Source organism: Capnocytophaga sp. CM59 (assembly GCF_000293175.1).
GTDB lineage: Bacteria > Bacteroidota > Bacteroidia > Flavobacteriales > Flavobacteriaceae > Capnocytophaga > Capnocytophaga granulosa.
The window spans coordinates 1-20,156 of sequence record NZ_ALNN01000068.1 but is presented as its reverse complement, the minus strand read 5'-3'; the positions used below and the strand labels follow the sequence as shown (position 1 = coordinate 20,156).

18 protein-coding genes and 1 rRNA gene are annotated in these 20,156 nt (G+C 43.6%); 10 read left to right on the top strand and 9 right to left on the bottom strand.

The window, feature by feature from the left end; genetic code table 11:
* Positions 1-8: 8 nt before the first annotated feature.
* From HMPREF1154_RS12405 to nqrF, 5 genes are read left to right on the top strand one after another with little or no spacing between them, the layout of a single operon-like run.
* Positions 9-1,235 carry an NADH:ubiquinone reductase (Na(+)-transporting) subunit B gene (locus tag HMPREF1154_RS12405; protein ID WP_009642952.1) on the top strand — a complete coding sequence of 409 codons (1,227 nt, stop codon included), beginning with the start codon at positions 9-11 and terminating at the stop codon, positions 1,233-1,235.
* A gap of 2 nt (positions 1,236-1,237) precedes the next feature.
* On the top strand, positions 1,238-1,981 hold the full coding sequence (locus HMPREF1154_RS12400; protein WP_009642984.1) for a Na(+)-translocating NADH-quinone reductase subunit C: 744 nt from the start codon (positions 1,238-1,240) through the stop codon (positions 1,979-1,981).
* A gap of 4 nt (positions 1,982-1,985) precedes the next feature.
* Positions 1,986-2,633 (top strand): NADH:ubiquinone reductase (Na(+)-transporting) subunit D, encoded by a 648-nt coding sequence (locus HMPREF1154_RS12395; protein ID WP_009642966.1) that lies wholly within the window; start codon positions 1,986-1,988, stop codon positions 2,631-2,633.
* A gap of 20 nt (positions 2,634-2,653) precedes the next feature.
* Positions 2,654-3,391: an NADH:ubiquinone reductase (Na(+)-transporting) subunit E gene (gene nqrE, locus HMPREF1154_RS12390; RefSeq protein WP_009642965.1), complete on the top strand. Its 738-nt coding sequence runs from the start codon at positions 2,654-2,656 to the stop codon at positions 3,389-3,391.
* Positions 3,375-4,688: an NADH:ubiquinone reductase (Na(+)-transporting) subunit F gene (gene nqrF / locus HMPREF1154_RS12385; protein WP_009642946.1), complete on the top strand. Its 1,314-nt coding sequence runs from the start codon at positions 3,375-3,377 to the stop codon at positions 4,686-4,688. Before nqrE ends, nqrF begins: the two co-directional genes overlap by 17 nt.
* A 64-nt stretch (positions 4,689-4,752) precedes the next feature.
* On the opposite strand, the gene HMPREF1154_RS12380 is transcribed toward nqrF, so the two are convergent.
* The 9 genes from HMPREF1154_RS12380 to HMPREF1154_RS12340 all read right to left on the bottom strand — a co-directional run bounded on the left by HMPREF1154_RS12380 (position 4,753) and on the right by HMPREF1154_RS12340 (position 15,877).
* Positions 4,753-5,724: a hypothetical protein gene (locus HMPREF1154_RS12380; protein WP_009642975.1), complete on the bottom strand. Its 972-nt coding sequence runs from the start codon at positions 5,722-5,724 to the stop codon at positions 4,753-4,755.
* 2 nt (positions 5,725-5,726) lie between these two features.
* Positions 5,727-6,749, bottom strand: coding sequence for a hypothetical protein (locus HMPREF1154_RS12375; protein ID WP_009642962.1), 1,023 nt, complete (start codon positions 6,747-6,749; stop codon positions 5,727-5,729).
* Between the two features lie 3 nt (positions 6,750-6,752).
* The gene (locus HMPREF1154_RS12370) at positions 6,753-7,673 is read right to left on the bottom strand and encodes a hypothetical protein (RefSeq protein ID WP_009642985.1); all 921 of its coding nucleotides are present in this window, start codon (positions 7,671-7,673) and stop codon (positions 6,753-6,755) included.
* A gap of 12 nt (positions 7,674-7,685) precedes the next feature.
* Entirely contained in the window at positions 7,686-9,554 is a 1,869-nt protein-coding gene (locus tag HMPREF1154_RS12365) for a hypothetical protein (protein ID WP_009642947.1), read from the bottom strand.
* Positions 9,555-9,559: 5 nt separating this feature from the next.
* Positions 9,560-10,270, bottom strand: a complete 711-nt coding sequence (locus tag HMPREF1154_RS12360; protein WP_009642970.1) for a hypothetical protein — start codon at positions 10,268-10,270, stop codon at positions 9,560-9,562.
* A gap of 14 nt (positions 10,271-10,284) precedes the next feature.
* Positions 10,285-11,547: an SPFH domain-containing protein gene (locus HMPREF1154_RS12355; RefSeq protein WP_009642977.1), complete on the bottom strand. Its 1,263-nt coding sequence runs from the start codon at positions 11,545-11,547 to the stop codon at positions 10,285-10,287.
* A gap of 229 nt (positions 11,548-11,776) precedes the next feature.
* Positions 11,777-12,763 carry a tetraacyldisaccharide 4'-kinase gene (gene lpxK / locus HMPREF1154_RS12350; protein WP_009642948.1) on the bottom strand — a complete coding sequence of 329 codons (987 nt, stop codon included), beginning with the start codon at positions 12,761-12,763 and terminating at the stop codon, positions 11,777-11,779.
* A gap of 59 nt (positions 12,764-12,822) precedes the next feature.
* On the bottom strand, positions 12,823-14,838 hold the full coding sequence (locus HMPREF1154_RS12345; RefSeq protein WP_009642972.1) for a recombinase: 2,016 nt from the start codon (positions 14,836-14,838) through the stop codon (positions 12,823-12,825).
* 34 nt (positions 14,839-14,872) lie between these two features.
* On the bottom strand, positions 14,873-15,877 hold the full coding sequence (locus HMPREF1154_RS12340) for a BtrH N-terminal domain-containing protein (protein WP_034567523.1): 1,005 nt from the start codon (positions 15,875-15,877) through the stop codon (positions 14,873-14,875).
* 161 nt (positions 15,878-16,038) lie between these two features.
* Here HMPREF1154_RS12340 and HMPREF1154_RS12335 point away from each other — a divergent pair, with 161 nt between their 5' ends.
* The 5 genes from HMPREF1154_RS12335 to HMPREF1154_RS12310 form a co-directional block, all read left to right on the top strand.
* The gene (locus tag HMPREF1154_RS12335) at positions 16,039-16,683 is read left to right on the top strand and encodes an MBL fold metallo-hydrolase (RefSeq protein ID WP_009642992.1); all 645 of its coding nucleotides are present in this window, start codon (positions 16,039-16,041) and stop codon (positions 16,681-16,683) included.
* Position 16,684: 1 nt separating this feature from the next.
* Positions 16,685-17,836: a heparan-alpha-glucosaminide N-acetyltransferase domain-containing protein gene (locus tag HMPREF1154_RS12330; protein WP_009642950.1), complete on the top strand. Its 1,152-nt coding sequence runs from the start codon at positions 16,685-16,687 to the stop codon at positions 17,834-17,836.
* A gap of 4 nt (positions 17,837-17,840) precedes the next feature.
* Positions 17,841-18,500, top strand: coding sequence for a TrmH family RNA methyltransferase (locus HMPREF1154_RS12325; RefSeq protein WP_009642956.1), 660 nt, complete (start codon positions 17,841-17,843; stop codon positions 18,498-18,500).
* 2 nt (positions 18,501-18,502) lie between these two features.
* The gene (locus HMPREF1154_RS12320) at positions 18,503-19,126 is read left to right on the top strand and encodes a ribonuclease H1 domain-containing protein (protein WP_009642958.1); all 624 of its coding nucleotides are present in this window, start codon (positions 18,503-18,505) and stop codon (positions 19,124-19,126) included.
* A 571-nt stretch (positions 19,127-19,697) separates the two neighbouring features.
* Positions 19,698-20,156 (top strand): 16S ribosomal RNA (locus tag HMPREF1154_RS12310); the annotation flags it as partial.

Here is a 20,156-nt window from a genome sequence, read left to right as displayed (position 1 = left end):
ATAATAAAATGAGTTTAAAAAGTAAATTACATACACTAAAAGAAAAGTATAAGGGAACCAAGTGGGAAACGACCTTCAATGCGCTCCACACTTTCCTTTATACGCCTAATGAGGTAACCCACGGGGGTACTCACATTAAGGCAGCAGATGACCTAAAGCGGACTATGAACACCGTGATTATGGCGCTGATTCCCTGCTTGATTTTTGGTATTTTCAATGCAGGATACCAACACCAAGTGGCTTTTGGTACGCTAGAACCTCAGGCAGGTATGTCCTTTTTCAGTGGAGACTTCTGGAGTGGGGCAAACTTCTGTATAGGGGCGATGAAAGTACTTCCCTTGGTGATCGTTTCCTACCTTGTAGGTTTGGGAATAGAGTTCATTTTTGCAACTATCCGCAAGCACGAAGTAGAAGAAGGTTACCTAGTAACAGGGATGTTAGTTCCCCTTATCGTACCTATAGACATTCCTCTTTGGATGCTTGCTGTAGCAGTAGCTTTCGGAGTAATTATTGGTAAGGAAGTATTCGGTGGTACAGGTATGAATATCCTAAACCCTGCCCTTACGATCCGTGCTTTCCTATTCTTCGCTTATCCTACTTATATGACAGGAGACAAGGTATGGGTAGAAGGTGCTTTAGGTAGAGCCAAGGAAATTGCAGGAGGCGCACAACTCGATGCTGTATCAGGAGAGACCATCTTAGGAAACTTAGCCCAAGGGCAGACAGGTACTTACCAGCTATCTGACCTCTTCTATGGGTTTATCCCAGGTTCGGTAGGGGAGACCTCTACACTGCTTATCCTCTTAGGTGCTTTGTTCCTTATCTATACCAAGATTGCTTCTTGGCGTATTATCCTTAGTACCTTTGTAGGGGCTTTTGTAATGGGAAGTATTTTTAACTGCTTGGCACCAAGTATGGAAGGTACCCAGTTCTATGCTTTGTGGAGTGTACCAGCCTATCAACACTTGCTTATCGGAGGTTTGGCTTTCGGGGCAGTCTTCATGGCTACCGATCCAGTAACAGCGGCACAGACCAACACAGGGAAATACATTTACGGCTTCTTCGCAGGCTTCTTTGCCATTATGATACGTTGCTTCAACCCTGCTTATCCAGAAGGGGTGATGCTCGCTATCTTGCTGATGAACGTATTGGCTCCAACTATAGACCACTTTGTGGTACAGGCCAATGTGTCTCGCCGTAAAAAACGCTTAAAACTAACTACTAAAACCGCATAATTATGGCAGTCAAGACAGAAAGTAATTCATATACAGTGATTTTCGCCATTGTCATGGTGGTAATCGTAGGGGCTTTGCTAGCGGGAATTTCTTCCGCACTTAGCGGCCAGATCAGTGAAAACAAGAAATTGGAGAAAAAGCAAAATATCCTTTATGCCATGGGTGTGAATCATAACGAAGGCGCCCTTGGGGAAGGTAAAGTAGTTTTCCTCACTACCGCAGAGGCCAATACTGAGTTTGACAAATATGTAAAGGCACAGTACCTTATAGATCCTCAGAGCAATACTGCTAAGGAAGTAAAAGGAGCTGAAGACCTTATCAACTTCAACGGACACCGCTCAGGACTTCCCCTCTATGTAGGAGAGAAAGACGGAAAGACCCTCTATATCATTCCTGTAAATGGGCGTGGATTGTGGGATGCTATCTGGGGCTATATAGCCGTAGATAAGGACTTTGTGATACAAGGAGTATTCTTTGACCACAAGGGAGAGACTGCCGGTTTGGGAGCCAATATCAAGGAACGCTTCTTTATGGATGACTTCATAGGAGAGCATGTCTTGGATGCCAATGGCGCCTTCCAGAGTGTTCAGATCTCAAAGAGCAACGCAGACCCAGAAAACAAACGTAAAGAGGACGGAAAGGTAGATGCCATCGCTGGAGCCACCCTTACCGGAAACGGGGTAGCAGAGATGATCGCACACGGACTTTCCCCTTATGTAGCCTATATTAAAAGTTTAAACCAATAAGACTATGGGACTAACAAAAAAAGATATTAAATTAGTAACTGATCCCCTATGGGATAATAACCCCGTAACGGTACAGGTATTGGGGATCTGCTCCGCGCTGGCCATTACCGCACAGCTCAAAGCGGCAATCGTGATGAGCCTTTCCTTTACCTTCGTATTGGCCATGGGGAACGTAGCCATTTCTTTGCTTAGAAATGTGATACCACCTAAGATTCGTATCATCGCCCAGCTCATCGTAGCGGCTGCCTTGGTAATTGTGGTGGATTTCGTGCTCAAAGCCTATGTATATGACCTAAGCAAACAGCTATCGGTATATGTGGGGCTTATCATCACCAACTGTATTTTGATGGGACGTTTTGAGGCTTTTGCCTTGGGGAATCCTCCAGGGAAGTCTTTCCTTGACGCTCTTGGAAACGCAGGAGGGTACTCTATCGCCTTGCTTATTGTAGCCTTCTTCAGAGAACTCTTAGGTTCTGGTACTATACTTGGTTTCCAAGTATTAGGCGACCCTATCAAGAAGACAGGCGTGTATGCCTTGGGTTATGAAAACAACGGCTTTATGCTTTTGGCCCCTATGGCCTTGGTAACCTATGGTATTGTAGTATGGGTACAGCGTTCACGTAACAAAGCCCTTATAGAAGAAGGTCATTAATCACTTAAAACGAAAAGAAAATGTTAGAATATTTAACACTGATATTTAAATCTATATTCTCGGAGAATATGGTTTTCGCTACCTTCTTGGGTATGTGTTCGTTCTTGGCGGTATCCAAAAAGGTATCTACCGCTATAGGCTTGGGAGCGGCTGTAGTTTTCGTACAAACTCTTACCGTGCCTATGAACTACTTGCTTAACCAGTATATTCTCAAAGAAGGTGCCTTATCATGGCTCGGAGCGGAATATGCCTCTTATGACTTGAGCTTCCTCACTTACATTCTCTTTATCGCAACGGTAGCTACCATGGTACAGTTGGTTGAGATCATCGTAGAGAAGTTCTCTCCTTCCTTGTATAACTCTTTGGGTATCTTCTTGCCACTTATTGCGGTGAACTGTGCGATCTTAGGTGGATCACTCTTTATGCAATCTCGTGAGGAAACTATCCACTCCTTTGGATTATCTGTAGCCTACGGATTCAGCTCAGGACTGGGTTGGGCTATTGCGATCTTGGCTTTGGCTGCCATTCGTGAGAAAATACGTTATTCTCATGTACCAGCACCTTTGCGAGGCTTAGGGATTACCTTCATCACCACAGGGCTTATGGCCATTGGCTTTATGAGCTTTGGTGGTATGCTCACCGGTGGTAGCAGCAAGAAGGAAGAACCTAAGAAAGAGACTACAACCGTTCAACAAGAAGTAAAAACTGATAAATTAGCCAATAACACAAAAGACTTAAGTAATGATTTTAGCAAGTGAAATATTAACAACTATTACGGTAACGGTGGTAGGATTATTAGTGATAATCCTCTTGTTAGTGGCGATTTTGCTTTATGTAAAACAAAAACTAACCCCATCGGGGCCAGTGAAGATTACCATCAATAATGATAAGGTAATAGAAGTTCCCATAGGTGGTTCCTTGCTCTCTACCTTGGGTAACGAGAAGATCTTCCTCCCATCTGCTTGTGGGGGTAAGGGATCTTGCTTGCAGTGCGAATGCCACGTGTATGAGGGTGGGGGAGAAGCACTCCCTACCGAAACTCCTCACTTTACGAAAAAAGAACTCAAAGAGGGTGTACGCCTCGCCTGCCAAGTGAAGGTAAAACAAGATATGAAAATCGGAGTGCCTGAACAGGTCTTCGGTATCAAGAAGTGGGAAGCAACCGTAGTGAGAAACTACAATGTGGCCTCCTTCATCAAAGAGTTTGTAGTGGAAATCCCAGAAGATATGGACTACAAACCAGGGGGATATATCCAGATAGAAATCCCTCCTTGCGAGGTAAAATACTCCGATATTGACATTACCGCACACCCAGTAGAACACCCAGGCGAGCCTGAGAAGTTCAAGATGGAATGGGATAAGTTCAAGCTATGGCCACTGGTGATGAAAAACCCAGAACCAGCAGAGCGTGCTTACTCTATGGCCTCTTACCCTGCGGAAGGACGTGAAATCATGCTTAACGTACGTATCGCCACTCCTCCTTTTGATAGAGCTAAAGGCGGCTGGATGGATGTAAATCCAGGGGTAGCCTCTTCTTACATCTTCTCTCGTAAGCCAGGAGACAAAGTAACCATTTCAGGGCCTTATGGAGAGTTCTTTATCAATGACTCTGATGCTGAGATGTTGTACGTAGGTGGGGGAGCAGGTATGGCGCCTATGCGTTCGCACCTATACCACTTGTTCAAAACCTTGAAGACAAAACGTACCGTAACTTACTGGTACGGAGGTCGTTCTAAGCGAGAACTCTTCTATGTAGAGCACTTCCGTGAACTAGAGCGTGAGTTCCCTAACTTCAGGTTCTTTATCGTGCTTTCTGAACCACTACCAGAAGACAACTGGAAAGTGAAGAAAGACATCAATGACAAAGAAGGCGATGGTTTCTTAGGATTTGTTCACAACGCTGTAATAGAACAATACTTGAGCAAACACGAAGCACCAGAAGATATAGAATTGTACTTCTGTGGTCCTCCGATGATGAACAAGGCCGTTCAGAAAATGGGACAAGACTTCGGTATGCCTGACGAAAACATTCGTTTTGATGACTTTGGAGGTTAAAACTATTTTTTTCATAATAAAAAATCCGACTCAGCAATGGGTCGGATTTTTTGCATTATTCAAGTTAGAATTTGCCTGTTATATCAGAGATATTGAACTTGCCATTGATCTCTTGAATATCAATTTTTCCATTGAGGATATCAAAGAAGAAATCTCGAATGTTTTCTATAGTCAGCAAGGAGGGTTCCCCCTCTTTGTTAGGGCCTAAGTCATAGGTTTTGAGCAATTGACTTCCGAGGCTGGCAGCCGTAAGGAGGAAATGGTTTTGGAACTTATCGGTATCAAGTAGGTCAGCCGCCAATACCTTACCAATTACGGTATAGCTACGTAGTGTTTTCTGTATATCCTGATCGGAGAGGGAGGACTTGACCTCATCGGTCTGAATATCCATAGCTATTTTTCCAGAGTTAGGCGCTTGTTCGAGTCCCCTGTATAGAGCGCCGAGGTCGGCTAGGCTTAGGTTATAAAGTCTCGTATCAGCAGTGGTAAGCATCTTTTCTATAGAAAAAGCACTAGGGAGCAACAGGTATAACAGCCCTTCTACTCGTACCGAAGGAGCATTGAAAGTGCCTACAATACAGTTCTTTAACTCTATCTGTTGGGTAGAGAATACCCCGCCACATACAACAGAGTTTTCCAAGATAACCTCATCGGCATAGATACTTCCTGCTACAAAGGCATTGTAGAGGGTGACACTCTTGGCATTGATATCCGAGTGGAAAACAGGTTTAACTAGGGAGGCTCTTGATACGATAGAGTTGGCTGACCCTACACTCTTCTTAAAGGTAATATCCCCTTGGGCTTCACTATTGACATAGAGTTCCAGCTGGGTGAATACTGCACCTTGTATTTCGAGATTTCCGTTTTGTATTTCCAGCTTATGAGCAAAGACAGGTCCTTCGATAATTGTATTGCCTTGTACGGTAATGGTACGGGTGAGTTCGGCTACTTTTTCAGGAAGGATACTTCCTTTGACTAAGTTATCTTTTAGCTGTATATTACTCTCATTGAAACGAATTTCTTTTAGTTCATTCATGATTATAGGCTTTTTATATGATTGAAATTTAGTAATTTGAGGATATGTTCTCTTACGCGAGAAGTATGGGTATCCCCTTGATTGTATTTCTGGTTAAGTTCGGCGTTAAAATACCTACTTATCTGTCCGCTTTCTTCTTTAGGGAGGTTGTCCCAAGCCTTTTCTTCGAAAGAACTAAGCAGTTCGTTAGGGGTTACCTCAGAGAGTAGCTGGGAGGGATATACTTTTTTATCGATTTGATTATTATCTCCTTGAGTTTCCACAAAGCATACTGGAGCATATCGAGTTCCTTGTGTCGCTTCCTCAAGCATATTCTTATCGATAGTCTCCTCTAATCTTTTTTGTTTCCATAGGAAAGTATTGGCTTTTCCCAAAGAATCGAAAGCTCTTTTTTTGGTAATAGAGGCACTGATACGAGCTTGCAAGTCCGCCCCTTCGCTTGCAAATACGGTAGCAGTCGAAGCTAAGTCATTGCCTATGGTACGGCTTTGTTGGTCATCACTTTGTTGCTTGAAAAGGAAGATGGGCTTATCCAACTGTTGGATACGGTTGGACAACTCTTGATTGAGGTCATTGAATATCTTCTGATAACGATTAGCGATATTATGGTAATCTCGCTCCATCTGTTTTTGTTTTTCCACACAGCGTTTACCCAATTCGCGTAGGTGCAAGAGAGTAGCCTCGATTCGGGTATTGAGTTGCATGATCTGCTGGTCGATTTCCAAGCGGATAGTATTGAAAAACCCATTGATAATAGTACTACCTACTTTTTGAGCATTTTTGTCGATGGCCACGATCTGAGCCGCTTCGGTAGCTGTCACCGAGGAGGTCAGTCCATTGACCGTATGAGTACAATTCACGACACTCTCATCGAAGGGGAGCGTATCCACTTCTATATTCACATGTACCGTTTCGGTAGCGGTGCCACTATAGGTTCTAACTCCTCCCGTCTTGGAAGGGGGATAACTTACGGTTCCCGAATATGAAATTCTTATATCCTTACTAAATGTTCTAGTGTAACTCATAAGTTATTGATTTTTAATGGTTTGAAAAGGGTTGTTAGCAAATAGTTTTTGTGCGAGTTCCTTTACCCGATCAGGGGCAGTGGAGGCAGCAATAAGTTTGCTAAATTCACTCTTTATTTCCTTATCGTTTTGGGTTTGTTTTTCCCATTGGAGGGATTCGAGCTGTTGGTTTAGGGTGTTGCGTACAGCACTCTGAGCGGGGGCACTTAGGAGGGATTCGCAAATGAAGATATCGAGGTTTTTGGTATCGAACTTATCGAAATTGCATTCGCTAATAAGTACAGGTATAGCCAAGGATTCTGTCTGTGCATGGTTGTGGGTTAGGAGCACCTTATCGGTAAGTTTCTTCTGCTGGAGAGAAGCCGAAAGGAAGGCACTCATGGAAGCTATTACTTTGGCCCCTCGGTTTTTGATATTAGAAGCTAGAATTTTTTGGCTATCGGCCAAGGATTCCACTTGAGCGACAGGAACGGTAGCGGTAAGGTATTTGGTTCTGTTGGAGACACGCTCCACTTCGCGTACAGCAAAATCGATGGTTGGTTTATCCAGTTCGAAGACACGCTGGCGTAGGTTTTGGTTAAGTCCGTTGAAGAGCCTCATGTAGCGGTTACAGATCATGTTGTAATCACGTTCCATACGAGTACGGATAGCCAAGAGCTGTTTGCGCTGAGCATTGAGCTGCATAAGGTAGGAATCTACCTGACTCTGTAGGGAGGCTATTTTTTGGGATATTTGCGAACGCATCATGGTATAGAACCCTTTGTTGACGTTGCTACATACCTGATCAGCAGCTTTTTGTTCGGCTAAAACTACAGCAGTCTGCATGGCTACTACAGCAGCTGTAGTACCTTTGATATGATTGGAGATGGAGTTCATCTCGTGAGCCATAGGCTTTGTATCCAGTAAGCAATCTATACGAGCCATATTTTCAGCGGTTTAAGCGTTAGTAATAGTTTCTTCGGTCTCTTGGGCTTCCTTGAGGTCTTCCAGTGCATTTTTAGCAATAACAGGAAGGTTGAGCGAAATATGTTCGAAGGTAATTTCCTCTACATTCGGTGCAGGGGGCAGCTCAGAAGTTTTGGCAAATAGCGGATTGACAAGGGCGAGCGGTTTGCGACGTTCGTCCAAGAAGCGTACTTCATCGGTAGCTACTGCAATTTCGTTGGAATGGCCATCGCGCAATTTGGCATCGTAGTATTCCACATGTCCGAATTTTTCGGCTTTTTGGTCGATATCCTCTTTGAGGCGATCCATATAGTCCTCGAAATCAGTTTGTACTTTGGCAAACTCCTGTGATTGTAGGGTGAAGGCGGAAATAGTTTCAGCGGAATTATCTGTTACATTGACAATGGTAGTGTCCAGATTGTTATCATTGGACTGAACCATACTATCTTCAGTACGTTGTAGGCTAGTCAAGGCATTGTAGGCGGCTACATATTCACGGAGACTTTCCTGCATAAGGTTGATAATATCGGAGCTTTCGGCACGGCTTGCCCTATAGAAGGCCTCTACATCCTGATGCCACTTATTGAGGTAGCTCATTTTTTGGTCTTTGATATGGTTGTATATCTTAAGGCGCTCTATGCGGTTCTCCTGCATAAGATTTTGTACTATAGGAGCGACGATCTCCTCGTAGATTTGGTGAACTCCGAAGGGCATATGAGTGGTACTACCATCCTCGGCTGTCCACATACCTGTAAGCAGGTTGTAGTGTACACGTGAACTAGGCTTGAGCTGGAAAGGCTGATAACCCTGCATAGAATCGCTATAGTCGAATTTTTCCTGACGGATACGCTCAATCTCCTCATGTTCTAAAATAGGCGAATAGTGGTTGTAGGGAGACTTAAGAATTTGGTATAGTATTCTATTGGATTCATTGATCACCTTATCGGTTGAGGCTACCTTAAGGGCGGAGATAGCCTGTACAGAATTGGCCATGGTCATCATTAGGCTCTTGAGGACTTCCTCGAATTGTTGTGTTTTGGTAGAAAGAGAATCTTTTAATTTGTTGATTTCCTGGAATTTGTTTACGCTCTGAGTGTATTTTTCCTTATTGAATACCTCGATAACAGGGGAGCTCGGCGGGATATTATCGGTAGTAAATTCGTTGAGCTGTTGTAGGTATTCGCTTTTGTCGGCTACCAAAGGTAGGGATACAGAAGAGGTGTCCAGCTCGTCCATACAATAAGAGATGGTTCTAAGGGAGCGTTCTAACTTTCCGAAATAATCATACTGGTTGAGCTGTTGTAGGGAAGTAGAATAAGCATCGGTTTCTATAGTCTCAGTATCGGCGGAAGTTTCCACAATAGGAGCTTCGGAGGAGAGGTTATTTAGCGTACCGATGGTCTCTATCAAGAGGTCATTTTGGCGAGGTATCTGTAGGGTTACTTCCGATTCGGCTACACGGCCGGTATAATCCACGATAAAACTCTTGTCCTCATACTTAATCTGGTCGGCTACGGGTACATAAGCCACGCCCAACTTGCTCACCTTATAGTCACGGAAGATCTCCTTATACTGCTTTTGAAACTCAGCAATACGGCTATCTTTTTCAGCGATTTCTTTTTCAAATGCTTTCTTCTTGATAAAATAAACGAAAAAAAGGATAAGGGTAAGGAACCATACCCATAGATCAGCTATTTTTTTCTGTAAAACAGCTTTTTCTTCTTCTAGGATAGCGATTTGTTTTTCTATTCGTTCCTCTTCTGCAACGATTTTTTCAGCGGCTTGGCTGTAATAATTGAATAATATCTTAGCTTGATCTTGGTAGATATTGTTGGATTCGGGAAAAATTTTGCCAGTCATATATGTTAATTTGAATAAAGTTTTTTTCTATCTTGGAATAAGCGTTCGAGCTTTAGGAGTTGGCCTTCTATAGTATCCTTATTAAGGGCATAGTTGGGCATAGCAAGTAGCATATCTTCAGCGGTTTGCATAAAAAGTTGTTCTGTCTCTTGAGCCTCGGCTGTATGGGCAGGGGAGAGGAAACGCAGGTTTTCCTCAAGAGAAAGGATTCGCTTGCTAAGAGATTCAGGCAGGTTTGCTACCTTTTCAGTACTATTTTTTAGTGCTTGGATCGCCTTTTTCATATTCGAAATGCCATTGCGTTGTAGGGCTTGTTGAGAATGTACCTCGGCTACCTTGTCAGAGGCCAATAAGAAACTTACAACGCTCAACAGAAGCAGTGAGATAAGCCCTCCTTGTACTAACAATTGTAGGAAGAAAGTCCATAAGAAAAAGAGATTAGCCGCGACCATGACCCCTATAGCACAGATAGCATAGAGGCCAATAGAGAACCAACGCAGTCCTAAGGAGCCTACCTTCTGCTGAGAGGGATTGGAAAAATTGCCCCAAGGTGATAACACCTCTGCAAAGCAAAGCCCGTAGATAAGGGAGGCTACTAAGATGTTTAGCACTAGAATACTATTCTCCCAGTGTCCAGCGAATAGCACAAATCCCGCTATGATGATAGCCTCACCAATGAGCAGCGCCAAAAGGGTAAGTGTTTTTTTTGTATCCATAATTATAGTGATTATTATCTTTTGTTACCACACTTAGGGCAGAACTTCACATGAGGCGGAAGGGGGGTACCACAACGGCTACAAGTATCACTGGATTGTACTTGTTTGCCACAGTTTCCACAGAAAGTAGCCCCTTCGGCTAAGGGCGCATTACAATGAGGGCAAGTACTATTGCTTTGTTGCAGTAGGGTGCCACAACTCACACAGCGCTTGGCCGAGAGGTCATTGTCAGTTCCACACTTGGGGCAGGGATTATAGGGATCACCACAATGTGGACAAAAGCGTGAAGTGCTTGGGAACTTCTTGGCGCAGTTGGAACAATAAACCATCTTGACTTGTCCTTGTTCCTGTTCCTGTCCTTGGATATTTCCTGTTCCTCCTTGGAAATTGGGTTGGTTGTATTGGGGTTGCATCATGCTGCCTCCCACGGCTCCATTGCCGCCCATTCCCCCCATCATACTCATGGCCATAAGTCCTCCTAGGAGTCCTCCATTGCCACTACCGAAACCATCAATGGCATTGTTAGCCGTGTTGAACATCTGTTCTTGTTGCCAAGTATGTCCTGTGATAGACATAGAAGCTTGAGTAGCAATAGCTTCGGCTACTTTGCGCCCCTCTTCGGTGGTTTTGTCTATATCGATAGAGGTGATATTGAACTGTAAGAGTTCTAAGCCCAAGTTATCCCAAAAAGGATTGAGTACATTTTTCAGATAGTCGGAAATCTCATCTAAAAAAGCGGATAAGTACTTGAAACCCACACGATGTTTGATGACGTACTGAGCAATTTGGGATTTGGTTTTAGTGGAGAACTCACCGAAAAACTGTTCAGTAAGGTCGTCCTGTGTATATTCCGATTTAGCCCCAACGGCGCGTATCAAGAATTTTTCAGCATCATTGACCTTTAACCCATAACGCCCCCCAGCTACCAAAGGAAGTTGGGTGTTATAGTCAGGATCATGAATCGGCATTTGGCTTACAGCCCAATCAATACTGAAGGTTTGAACCTTGTTTACAAACCAAACTTCAGCCGTAAAAGGATTCTTTCCGCCAAAAGGGATTCCGTATAAACTCCTGAGAATAGGAAGGTTTTCTGTGTTGAGGGTATGCCTACCAGGGCCAAACTTGCCTACGATTTGCCCCTTGGAGAATAGAACAGCTTCTTGTGATTCTTGTACAATTAGCTGTGTATAAGTAGATAAGTTGGTTTGAGGAAATCGCCAAGCATATATAGTTTTATTCCCTTGTGGAGACCAACTGACTAAGTCTATTATTGCCATAATTGTGATTATTGAATCTAGGTTTATTACATGGCAAAAATAAGATTTTTTTTTAATTTTTAAAAGAGTTATTTGTATTTTTTGAAGAGGAGGATGAGTAATACGAATCAATAGTTAAATGTTGTTAACTAACTTTCTAATACTCAATCTGTTATTTCTTGAAGAATAGGGAGATATAATTGTCTCTACTCCTTTGATAATCATGTTTTTATAAAGACTCAAAGAATGCTTAAAACTCAAAGCTCAAAACTATTTTGTCAAACATTTCCTTGTCTTTCTCGTTGAGGAATTGGGTTTCTATGGGGAGGTAGTAGAGTTGGGGGAGCGCAAAGCCCAAGCGTACATAATCTTTCTCTGTGGTGAGCAGTCGTCCTTGTTGGCTCAAGAAGGCGATTTCTTTTGCTGAAAAATGATGGTGATCACCATAGGATAGGTGTGTGAAGTGAGCTCCTTTGCTTTGCAAGAAAGTAACCAAGGGAGTAGGTTTGGCAATACCTGTTACAAGAGTAAAGGGTGCAGAAAGGAAATCTTCCAAAGGTAGGCTGTCTCCGTCCCGACATACCTTTGTAGCATAGGCAATGCGGGTAAAGAATACCTGCTGATGGGGTAGGGGGTGGAGCTGTTGTATGATTTTTTGTTGTGCTTCTTCAGATAGTTCTGGGCACTTGGTAACCAAAATAATCTGTGCTTTGCGTGCACGGGAGCGTATGTCCCTAAGCGAGCCTATAGGCAGTAGAAAGTCCTTGGTATAGAGCTTGTCGTAGGAAGTCAGTAGCAGGTTTAGCCCAGCTTGTACCTTGCGGTGTTGGAAAGCATCGTCCAAGAGGATTACCCGAAAGTGAGGGTTTTGGAGCAGTCGCTCGATACCCTCTTGGCGACTTTCGCATACTGCCACGGTTGCCTTGGGGAATTTGCGGTGGTACTGGAAAGGCTCATCGCCTAGGGTAAGTGCTGTAGATGAAGTATCGGCAAGAATAAAACCTTTCGTCTTACGCCTATATCCACGGCTAAGAATAGCCACTTGCTCCTCTCCCAATAGGCGTACCAAGTACTCCACCATAGGGGTCTTTCCCGTACCCCCTACAGCCAAGTTGCCCACACATAGGGTAGGGAAGGGGTACTGCTTCGAGTGAAGCCACCCCCTATCATATAAGAAGTGCCGCAAACGCACCGCTATTCCATAAAGAATAGCAAAAGGAAAAAGAAGGAAACGCATGGGGAGTTTTTAAGTTTTAAGTTACTAACCACTAATCACTAACCACTAATCACTAACCACTAATCACTAACCACTGACGACCGTTTAGGGAGTACAAAGCTCATAGGTGCCTTTTTGAAGTGTCTCCATACAGCCTTGATAAGCGCGAAGATCTCCGAATCAGGGATATTTCTAGAGCGGAAAGCCACCCAAAGAGAGAGGCCAAAGCTTACAATAAAGTTGATAAACCCTACGATAACTAAGCCAACGAAAATCCATATCCACATGCTCCAGACTAGGTGGAAAGCAGCACCATAAAGCCCCATAGCAATATTTCCACTTACAAATGTGATGTGGCGTATATCCAAATCAAGGTCAAAGAAAGTTCCTATAGAGGCAGTACTCCCCATGAATACCCCAAACCAGAAGTTGGATAGAATCCCTGGGCGCTTGTGGTCAAGCCAAGCAGCTAATTTTTTGGTTCTCTTGACCCCTAAGGCGCGTTTTAGGATAGGATGTTCCTCTATACGGTAAGCAAATTGGTTGTGCTTTTGCTTGTTGGAGACATTTCCTGCAATAATACCCGAGATAAAGAGGAATACTCCAGCGATAGCGGCATGTAAGATGAGTTTGGAGTGTATAGGAGAAGCGTCTGTTAGGAGTTTGTCCCAGCTATGTGCTACTATATTCATTCCCCAAAGTCGTTCCGCGCCCCATACCAAGAGCAGGGCAACGGCAAAGGCCATAATGACATTCCCTACAAAGGCAATGAATTGCGAACGCCACAAGCGGGCGAAGAACATGGCAAACTCGCTGTGCTTTTCCTCTTCCTTACATTGTTTCTTCATACCTTCTTCTACCACACGGGCAAGAGTGGTGGCGGTCATAGAAGGCTGCTTGGTGGCCAGTGCAGAGCCTGTCAGGTAGATCAGGATAAAACCAAAGGCATAGTTCATACTATAGAGGAAAGCATGACCAAAAGCACTGGCATGTACTTCGTGTAATAGCGCCTTGAAGATACATAAGAACCCAACGATAAACCCTGCACCGAGGCTGGCTCGGAGCATCTTGAGGTACTCCTTAGGGGTATCTGTGATATACTTTTCCCCTGTGGAGGCGTTGAACTGGGTGATCTCGTAGGTAACCGTTTGGGTACTTTCCTTGATAAAGGTGCGTATATTGTTTTTATAGCAGTTGTATTCTATCAGCTTGAGTGCCATGCAGATAGTGTTGTCTATCTTATCCTTTTTGCTGCTGACAACCAGTAGTTCTATTAGAGTTTTTACTCGTGAGAGCTGTTGGTTGAGGCGTAAGAGTCCCTGATTGACCCGCATGGTGATCCCATATTTGGAAGTATTTTTGTAGGCTTGTTGAACAAAATCCTGACACTGATGGAAGAGCACCATCAGCTGTTTGTAGTTAAGGTTTTCCTCATTGAGGGGTTCGCCTTGGAGAATAGGCTCACGCATGCTGTCAAACTCTCGTTCAAAGCTCAAAAAAGGACTTTCCAAATAGCTGTATTCAGGCACCATATGGATAATATCCGACTCCAAGGTGCGTCCACTCATACGCTGAGTGATTAGCCCAATGGCTTCACAGAGTTGGGTAAGGCTGTTATGCTGATGTTCTTCCTGAGCAAAAAGATCATGAAAGCCTAAAAGCTCAAAGAGCAGACGAAACTCCTTGCGGTCTATGCGCTCGATCCACAGATAGTCTGTCTGTAGGTAGAACACTTGGTTGAGGATATATTGTAAGGTATCTTTTTCAGGCTGAAAGGGGAGTATCTTGGCCGAAAAGCGTCTGTTGAGTTCATAAAAGAAACTCGAATCCTGTAGGATTCCCACCTCAGAGATCATTCGGCCAAACTGTCGTCCAGAGAGTAAGTCCTTGATATACGCTCCTAAGATCTTGCACTGTTCTGGGTTCTCCTGCAGATAGCCGATAAGTTCCAAAAGAGAAATGTTATAACTCACACGCTTAGGACGGAAGTAGCGCACCAAGTCATACAGCAGGAGAAAGCCTGTATGCTTGGCTACCGCTCCATCCTTGATGTGACTGTCAAATACTTCTTTTACACTATATTGTTTCTTTGTCATCTTATTTAAGTTTTAAGTTTTGAATTTTGAGTTACTAACCACTAATCACTTTCCTAAGTTTTTTATAAAAAGCCTCTTCGCGCTGGGCGATCTGAGAGAGCCTCTGTGAAAGCCCCTCATAAGCGGCGCGATGCGCCTGGTTGCGGTTCTTATATAAGCGTGCTACCTCCACTGCAAAATCACGCCATAGATCGCCGATGGCCGTAATCTCTTGGGAACATTCCTTTAGGGCATCGCATTTGAGCACCTCTGCGGCTTCCTCAAGGAAAGCCCCATAGATAAAGCGAAAGCCACCTCCACCAGTGCCTATTTCCTCTTGCATACGGATCATTTGGGCAAGGTAGTGATTGGTGATTTTGACCCCTCGCTTGTCATACCAGCGCAATATATCTTTGCTTACCCACCTGATTGCCCTGACCCCAACAATAGGTACAGGGGCGAGCATCTGGCTGCAAGTATCCTTGATACCCTTGCCAATAGCCTCCTTTAAGTCTATCTGCTTGGGGAGGTGTGTAGGGAAATACATATGTCCTTTAGGCGCTAGGGTGCCTTGGGCAAAGCGTACCTTCTCAAGTTCCTGAGAGCTAAGCCTTGTAGGTTGTTCCATTACAGGATCACTGATAAGGTAGGTATCTGCTTCCTTGCCATATACGACCAAGTTATGCGCATTGAAGTGAAAGCGGTACGCATCGGGGAAATAGGTCAGATGATACACCCCCACTTGTAAGCCTACAGGCATGCCCGCCTGTAGTTTCTCATCTAAGGCCTGCTGTGCCTTCTGCGGAGAGGAGAACCGCTCACGCTTTACACGAAACCCCAGCCTGCGGGCAACCTTGGAAAAAATATGTCCAGGCATGGTGCGATAACTGATAGCAGGCGCCTGATTGACTTTCAGCCAAGGAAAATAAAAGAACAATAGTCCAGAGCCAATCCCGAAGATCATAGGCTCACTGAGCTTCAACCCATAGTAGTTCAATAGGTTAGAAGCTGTACCGTTCTCACAATGCGCGGATTGGTTATGTTGGAATACAATTGACATATACAGATGATAAGAAAGGCAAAAGTACAAAAAAATCTTGGATAAGAGAAAAAGCAAAGACGGTTTTTTAGCAAAATTTTTTAAGGACAAAGATTTTGCTTGTATTTGCAAAATATAGTATCTTTGCAGTTTCGAAAAATGTATCTTTTACTTTTGCAAAAATGCTTACATTACAGTCATTTACGTTCAATCCGTTTTCGGAAAACACCTATATATTATATGGAGCACAAGGCAAGGCTTTCCTAATAGACCCTGGTTGTGCTATTCACTCAGAGCAGGTAAAGCTCCGAGATTTTATCAAGGAAAAAGGGCTTACCGTGGAGAAAATCCTGCTAACCCATGCGCATATAGACCATGTCTTTGGTCTACAATGGGCCTGTGATACTTTTGCTTTGCCTGTGCATCTGCATCCTAACGAACAAGAGGTCTTGGAGCGTAACCCCTTGGATGCACGCCTTTTTGGTTTTGATTTTCCTGAGTTTGACGGAGATTATGTGTTTGTAGATGAGCATACCATCCTTCACTTGGAGGATACGCCCATTACGCTACGCTTCGTACCAGGACATTCGCCAGGGAGTGTAGCCTTTTATATAGAGAGCCAACACAAAATTATCTCAGGCGATGCGCTTTTCCGCCGAAGCATAGGCCGTACTGACCTCTACAAGGGGGATTATGACCAACTCCTACATAGTATTCGCACCCAACTGCTCTCCTTACCTCATGCAACGGAGGTATATAGTGGACATGGTGCGCCCACTACTATAGGAGAAGAAAAGCGCCTGAATCCTTTTTTGCAAATCCAATAAAATGAAACAAACCACTTCGCGACTGATTTTTATAGATATTATCAGGGCTTTTGCTATCTGTATGATGCTCGAAGGGCATTTTATAGACGGCTTGCTGGCTCCTGAGTATCGTGATGAGAATAACTTGTTCTATGCCACTTGGCACTATATCAGAGGTATGACAGCCCCTGTGTTCTTTACTGTTTCGGGCTTTATCTTTACCTACTTGCTGATCAAGGAACAGAATCCAGCCAAAATGGGTTGGAATCATGTGCGTGTACAAAAAGGGGTAAGGCGAGGTATCAACCTAATCATCATTGCCTACCTGCTACGTGCCAACATACTTAACCTCTTCACCCCTGGTTATACCGATATGAATGTCAGGCGAGTAGATGTGCTTCACTGCATAGGCCTTTCCCTGCTCTTTCTTATCGCCTTTTATCTGCTCACCTACCGAAGGAAAAACCGATTGCGTATGTCGATCATGCTGCTGGGGACAACCTTTGTCGCCTTTTTCTTTGAACCAATCTATAGTCATCTAACCTACGAATATTTGCCTATGGCCTTGGCTAACTATTTTACCAAGGAAAATGACTCGGTATTTACCATATTTCCTTGGTTTGGTTATGCTTCCTTAGGAGGCTTTATGGGCTTTCTCTTCTATAAAAATCGAGAAAATCCCCACTTGTATCGCAATATGATAATATGGTATATCCTTTTGGGAGTGATACTGATTACTTTTCCCTATTGGATGGGTAAAATAGCCGATACCCTACAGATACATTCCTTACAACTGATTGCTCATGGAGACTATCTGATAAAGCGTATAGGCAATGTGCTACTCTTTTTTGCTCTCTTTATGATTCTTCGGCATGTGATCACCTCCCCAACATTGCAGAAAATAGGACAAAATACCCTTTCTATCTATGTGATTCATTATATAATCCTATATGGGAGCTTTACAGGAATGGGGCTATATCGCTATTTTCACGATCAGCTCACCCCATGGCAGGCAATCATAGGAGCGATTCTCTTTGTGATAGTAACCATACTTATTACTTTCTTATACATGCGCAAAGAGGCTCTAATAGATGAAAAGATAGACTCTATAAAAGCAAAAATCTACCAATTCCTCAGAAGAATAGGGGCAATTTTTGTCAAACAGAAATACTAAAACAATGACTGAAGAACAGCGATTACTCACTTATTTAGAGGATTTTATTACCCACGAGCGCAAGGAGCGGTTCACTGAGATTCTCTCCAATAGAACCCAACACTTTACCGTAGCCATAGAAGATATTTTCCAAATGCACAATGCCAGCGCGGTGATTCGCACCTGTGAGGTTTTTGGTGTACAGACAGCGCACATGATAGAGGAAAAATATGGCAAACGCTTGGATGCCAAAATTGCTATGGGTGCCGAGAAATGGGTGACCACCCATCGGTATGCACAGGTACAGCCCTGTATAGATACTCTCAAGGCACAGGGTTATCAGATTGTGGCCACTCTGCCTGCCCCTACAGCGGTACCTCTGCAAGAGTTTGATATAACCCCCAAAAGCGCCTTTTTCTTTGGTACAGAAAGAGATGGCCTTTCCCAACAGGTGATCTCCCAGGCCGATGTTTTCTTAACTATACCTATGGTCGGCTTTACCGAAAGTCTTAATATCTCGGTTAGTGTAGCCATAATACTCCAATACCTCACCACCAAACTGCGTAGTTCAGCGCTTAATTGGCAACTTTCAGAAGAAGAGCAGCTGCTTTTGCGCCTACAATGGACGAAAAATTCCATCCGTAGCCTTACCGATGTCCTATCTCGTTACTATTCACTCAAATAACTATGGCAAAGAAATACTATACCGTATGGGAGGGCTATAATGTAGGCGTTTTTTCTTCTTGGGAGGAGTGTAAGAAGAATATATCGGGCTATCCTACAGCCAAATATAAGTCCTTTCCTACTAAAGAAGCAGCACAAAAGGCATTCCATGAGAACTATTGGGCACATGTAGGAAAAAAAAATACACCTACACCCCCTACTTTCGGGGAAAAGCTTCCCTACAATACCCATAGTATTGCGGTAGATGCCGCTTGTAGCGGGAATCCAGGAACTATGTACTATCGCGCTATTGACCTCTCTACTGGAACAATTTATTTCTCCCAAGGCCCCTTTGCCAAGGCCACTAATAATATAGGAGAGTTCTTGGCTATTGTACATGCCCTAGCACAGTTGGCCTTATCGGGGGATAGCCGTACCATTTATTCTGATAGCAAAATTGCTATCTCATGGGTAAAACAAAAGAAGTGCAAGACCAAACTTCCTATGGAAGCGGCCAACCAAAAAGTCTTTGAACTGATAGAACGTGCCGAGAAGTGGCTCCATACGCATACCTATACCAATCCTATTCTTAAGTGGGAAACCCAACTTTGGGGCGAAATCCCCGCCGATTATGGAAATAAAAAATAATAAGACAAAGAGCCAAATAGCCACTTTCTACTAATTTCCTCCCCTCCAGTTCCCCCTTCGGAGCTAGAGGGAATCAGATTTTTATCAACTTCTGGGGTTAGTGGTATACTGATTATCAACCACTTAAAAAATAATTCAAAAATTCTTGTTGAAATATTTTGTCAGTTTAAAAAGAAGTTGTACTTTTGCACCCGCTTTCGAAAAGGGAGTGAGTTCATTAAAATAGACCAAAAAAATATTTTTAAAAAAAGATTTGGTAGTTTCAAAAAAAGGTTGTACTTTTGCACCCGCTTTCAAAACGAGCGAGCGCAGCGAAAGAGACTAAAATTTTTTTTAAAAAAGATTTGGTCAATTGAAAAAAAGGTTGTACCTTTGCACCCGCAAAAATGGCGAGTAAAAAAAAGAGACCGAGAAAAAATTTTTGAAAAAAGATTTGGTCAATTAAAAAAAAGGTTGTACCTTTGCACCCGCAAACAAAGCGACTAAGTTCATTAAGAAATATTGATAATACAGCACAGAAAGATTTAGACTAAGCGGGCTTTATACGAGTCAAAAGAGATTTAAAGATTTAACGATGAAGAGTTTGATCCTGGCTCAGGATGAACGCTAGCGGCAGGCCTAACACATGCAAGTCGAGGGAGAAGCCCTTCGGGGCAGAAACCGGCGCACGGGTGCGTAACGCGTATGCAACCTACCTTTCACAGGGGGATAGCCCGAAGAAATTTGGATTAATACCCCATAATATTATTGGATGGCATCATTTGATAATTAAAACTGAGGTGGTGAAAGATGGGCATGCGTCCTATTAGCTAGTTGGAGTGGTAACGGCACCCCAAGGCTACGATAGGTAGGGGTCCTGAGAGGGAGATCCCCCACACTGGTACTGAGACAGGGACCAGACTCCTACGGGAGGCAGCAGTGAGGAATATTGGTCAATGGTCGGAAGACTGAACCAGCCATGCCGCGTGCAGGAAGAATGCCTTATGGGTTGTAAACTGCTTTTATATGGGAAGAATAAGGCGTACGTGTA

Coding starts and splice junctions, on each gene's coding strand:
- HMPREF1154_RS12400 (WP_009642984.1), top strand. CDS start 1,238: ATGGCAGTCAAGACAGAAAGTAATTCATATACAGTGATTTTCGCCATT.
- nqrE (WP_009642965.1), top strand. CDS start 2,654: ATGTTAGAATATTTAACACTGATATTTAAATCTATATTCTCGGAGAAT.
- HMPREF1154_RS12375 (WP_009642962.1), bottom strand. CDS start 6,749: ATGAGTTACACTAGAACATTTAGTAAGGATATAAGAATTTCATATTCG.
- HMPREF1154_RS12330 (WP_009642950.1), top strand. CDS start 16,685: ATGAAACAAACCACTTCGCGACTGATTTTTATAGATATTATCAGGGCT.
- HMPREF1154_RS12365 (WP_009642947.1), bottom strand. CDS start 9,554: ATGACTGGCAAAATTTTTCCCGAATCCAACAATATCTACCAAGATCAA.
- HMPREF1154_RS12340 (WP_034567523.1), bottom strand. CDS start 15,877: ATGTCAATTGTATTCCAACATAACCAATCCGCGCATTGTGAGAACGGT.
- HMPREF1154_RS12335 (WP_009642992.1), top strand. CDS start 16,039: ATGCTTACATTACAGTCATTTACGTTCAATCCGTTTTCGGAAAACACC.
- HMPREF1154_RS12345 (WP_009642972.1), bottom strand. CDS start 14,838: ATGACAAAGAAACAATATAGTGTAAAAGAAGTATTTGACAGTCACATC.
- lpxK (WP_009642948.1), bottom strand. CDS start 12,763: ATGCGTTTCCTTCTTTTTCCTTTTGCTATTCTTTATGGAATAGCGGTG.
- HMPREF1154_RS12360 (WP_009642970.1), bottom strand. CDS start 10,270: ATGGATACAAAAAAAACACTTACCCTTTTGGCGCTGCTCATTGGTGAG.
- HMPREF1154_RS12320 (WP_009642958.1), top strand. CDS start 18,503: ATGGCAAAGAAATACTATACCGTATGGGAGGGCTATAATGTAGGCGTT.
- HMPREF1154_RS12380 (WP_009642975.1), bottom strand. CDS start 5,724: ATGAATGAACTAAAAGAAATTCGTTTCAATGAGAGTAATATACAGCTA.
- HMPREF1154_RS12325 (WP_009642956.1), top strand. CDS start 17,841: ATGACTGAAGAACAGCGATTACTCACTTATTTAGAGGATTTTATTACC.
- HMPREF1154_RS12395 (WP_009642966.1), top strand. CDS start 1,986: ATGGGACTAACAAAAAAAGATATTAAATTAGTAACTGATCCCCTATGG.
- HMPREF1154_RS12405 (WP_009642952.1), top strand. CDS start 9: ATGAGTTTAAAAAGTAAATTACATACACTAAAAGAAAAGTATAAGGGA.
- HMPREF1154_RS12355 (WP_009642977.1), bottom strand. CDS start 11,547: ATGGCAATAATAGACTTAGTCAGTTGGTCTCCACAAGGGAATAAAACT.
- HMPREF1154_RS12370 (WP_009642985.1), bottom strand. CDS start 7,673: ATGGCTCGTATAGATTGCTTACTGGATACAAAGCCTATGGCTCACGAG.
- nqrF (WP_009642946.1), top strand. CDS start 3,375: ATGATTTTAGCAAGTGAAATATTAACAACTATTACGGTAACGGTGGTA.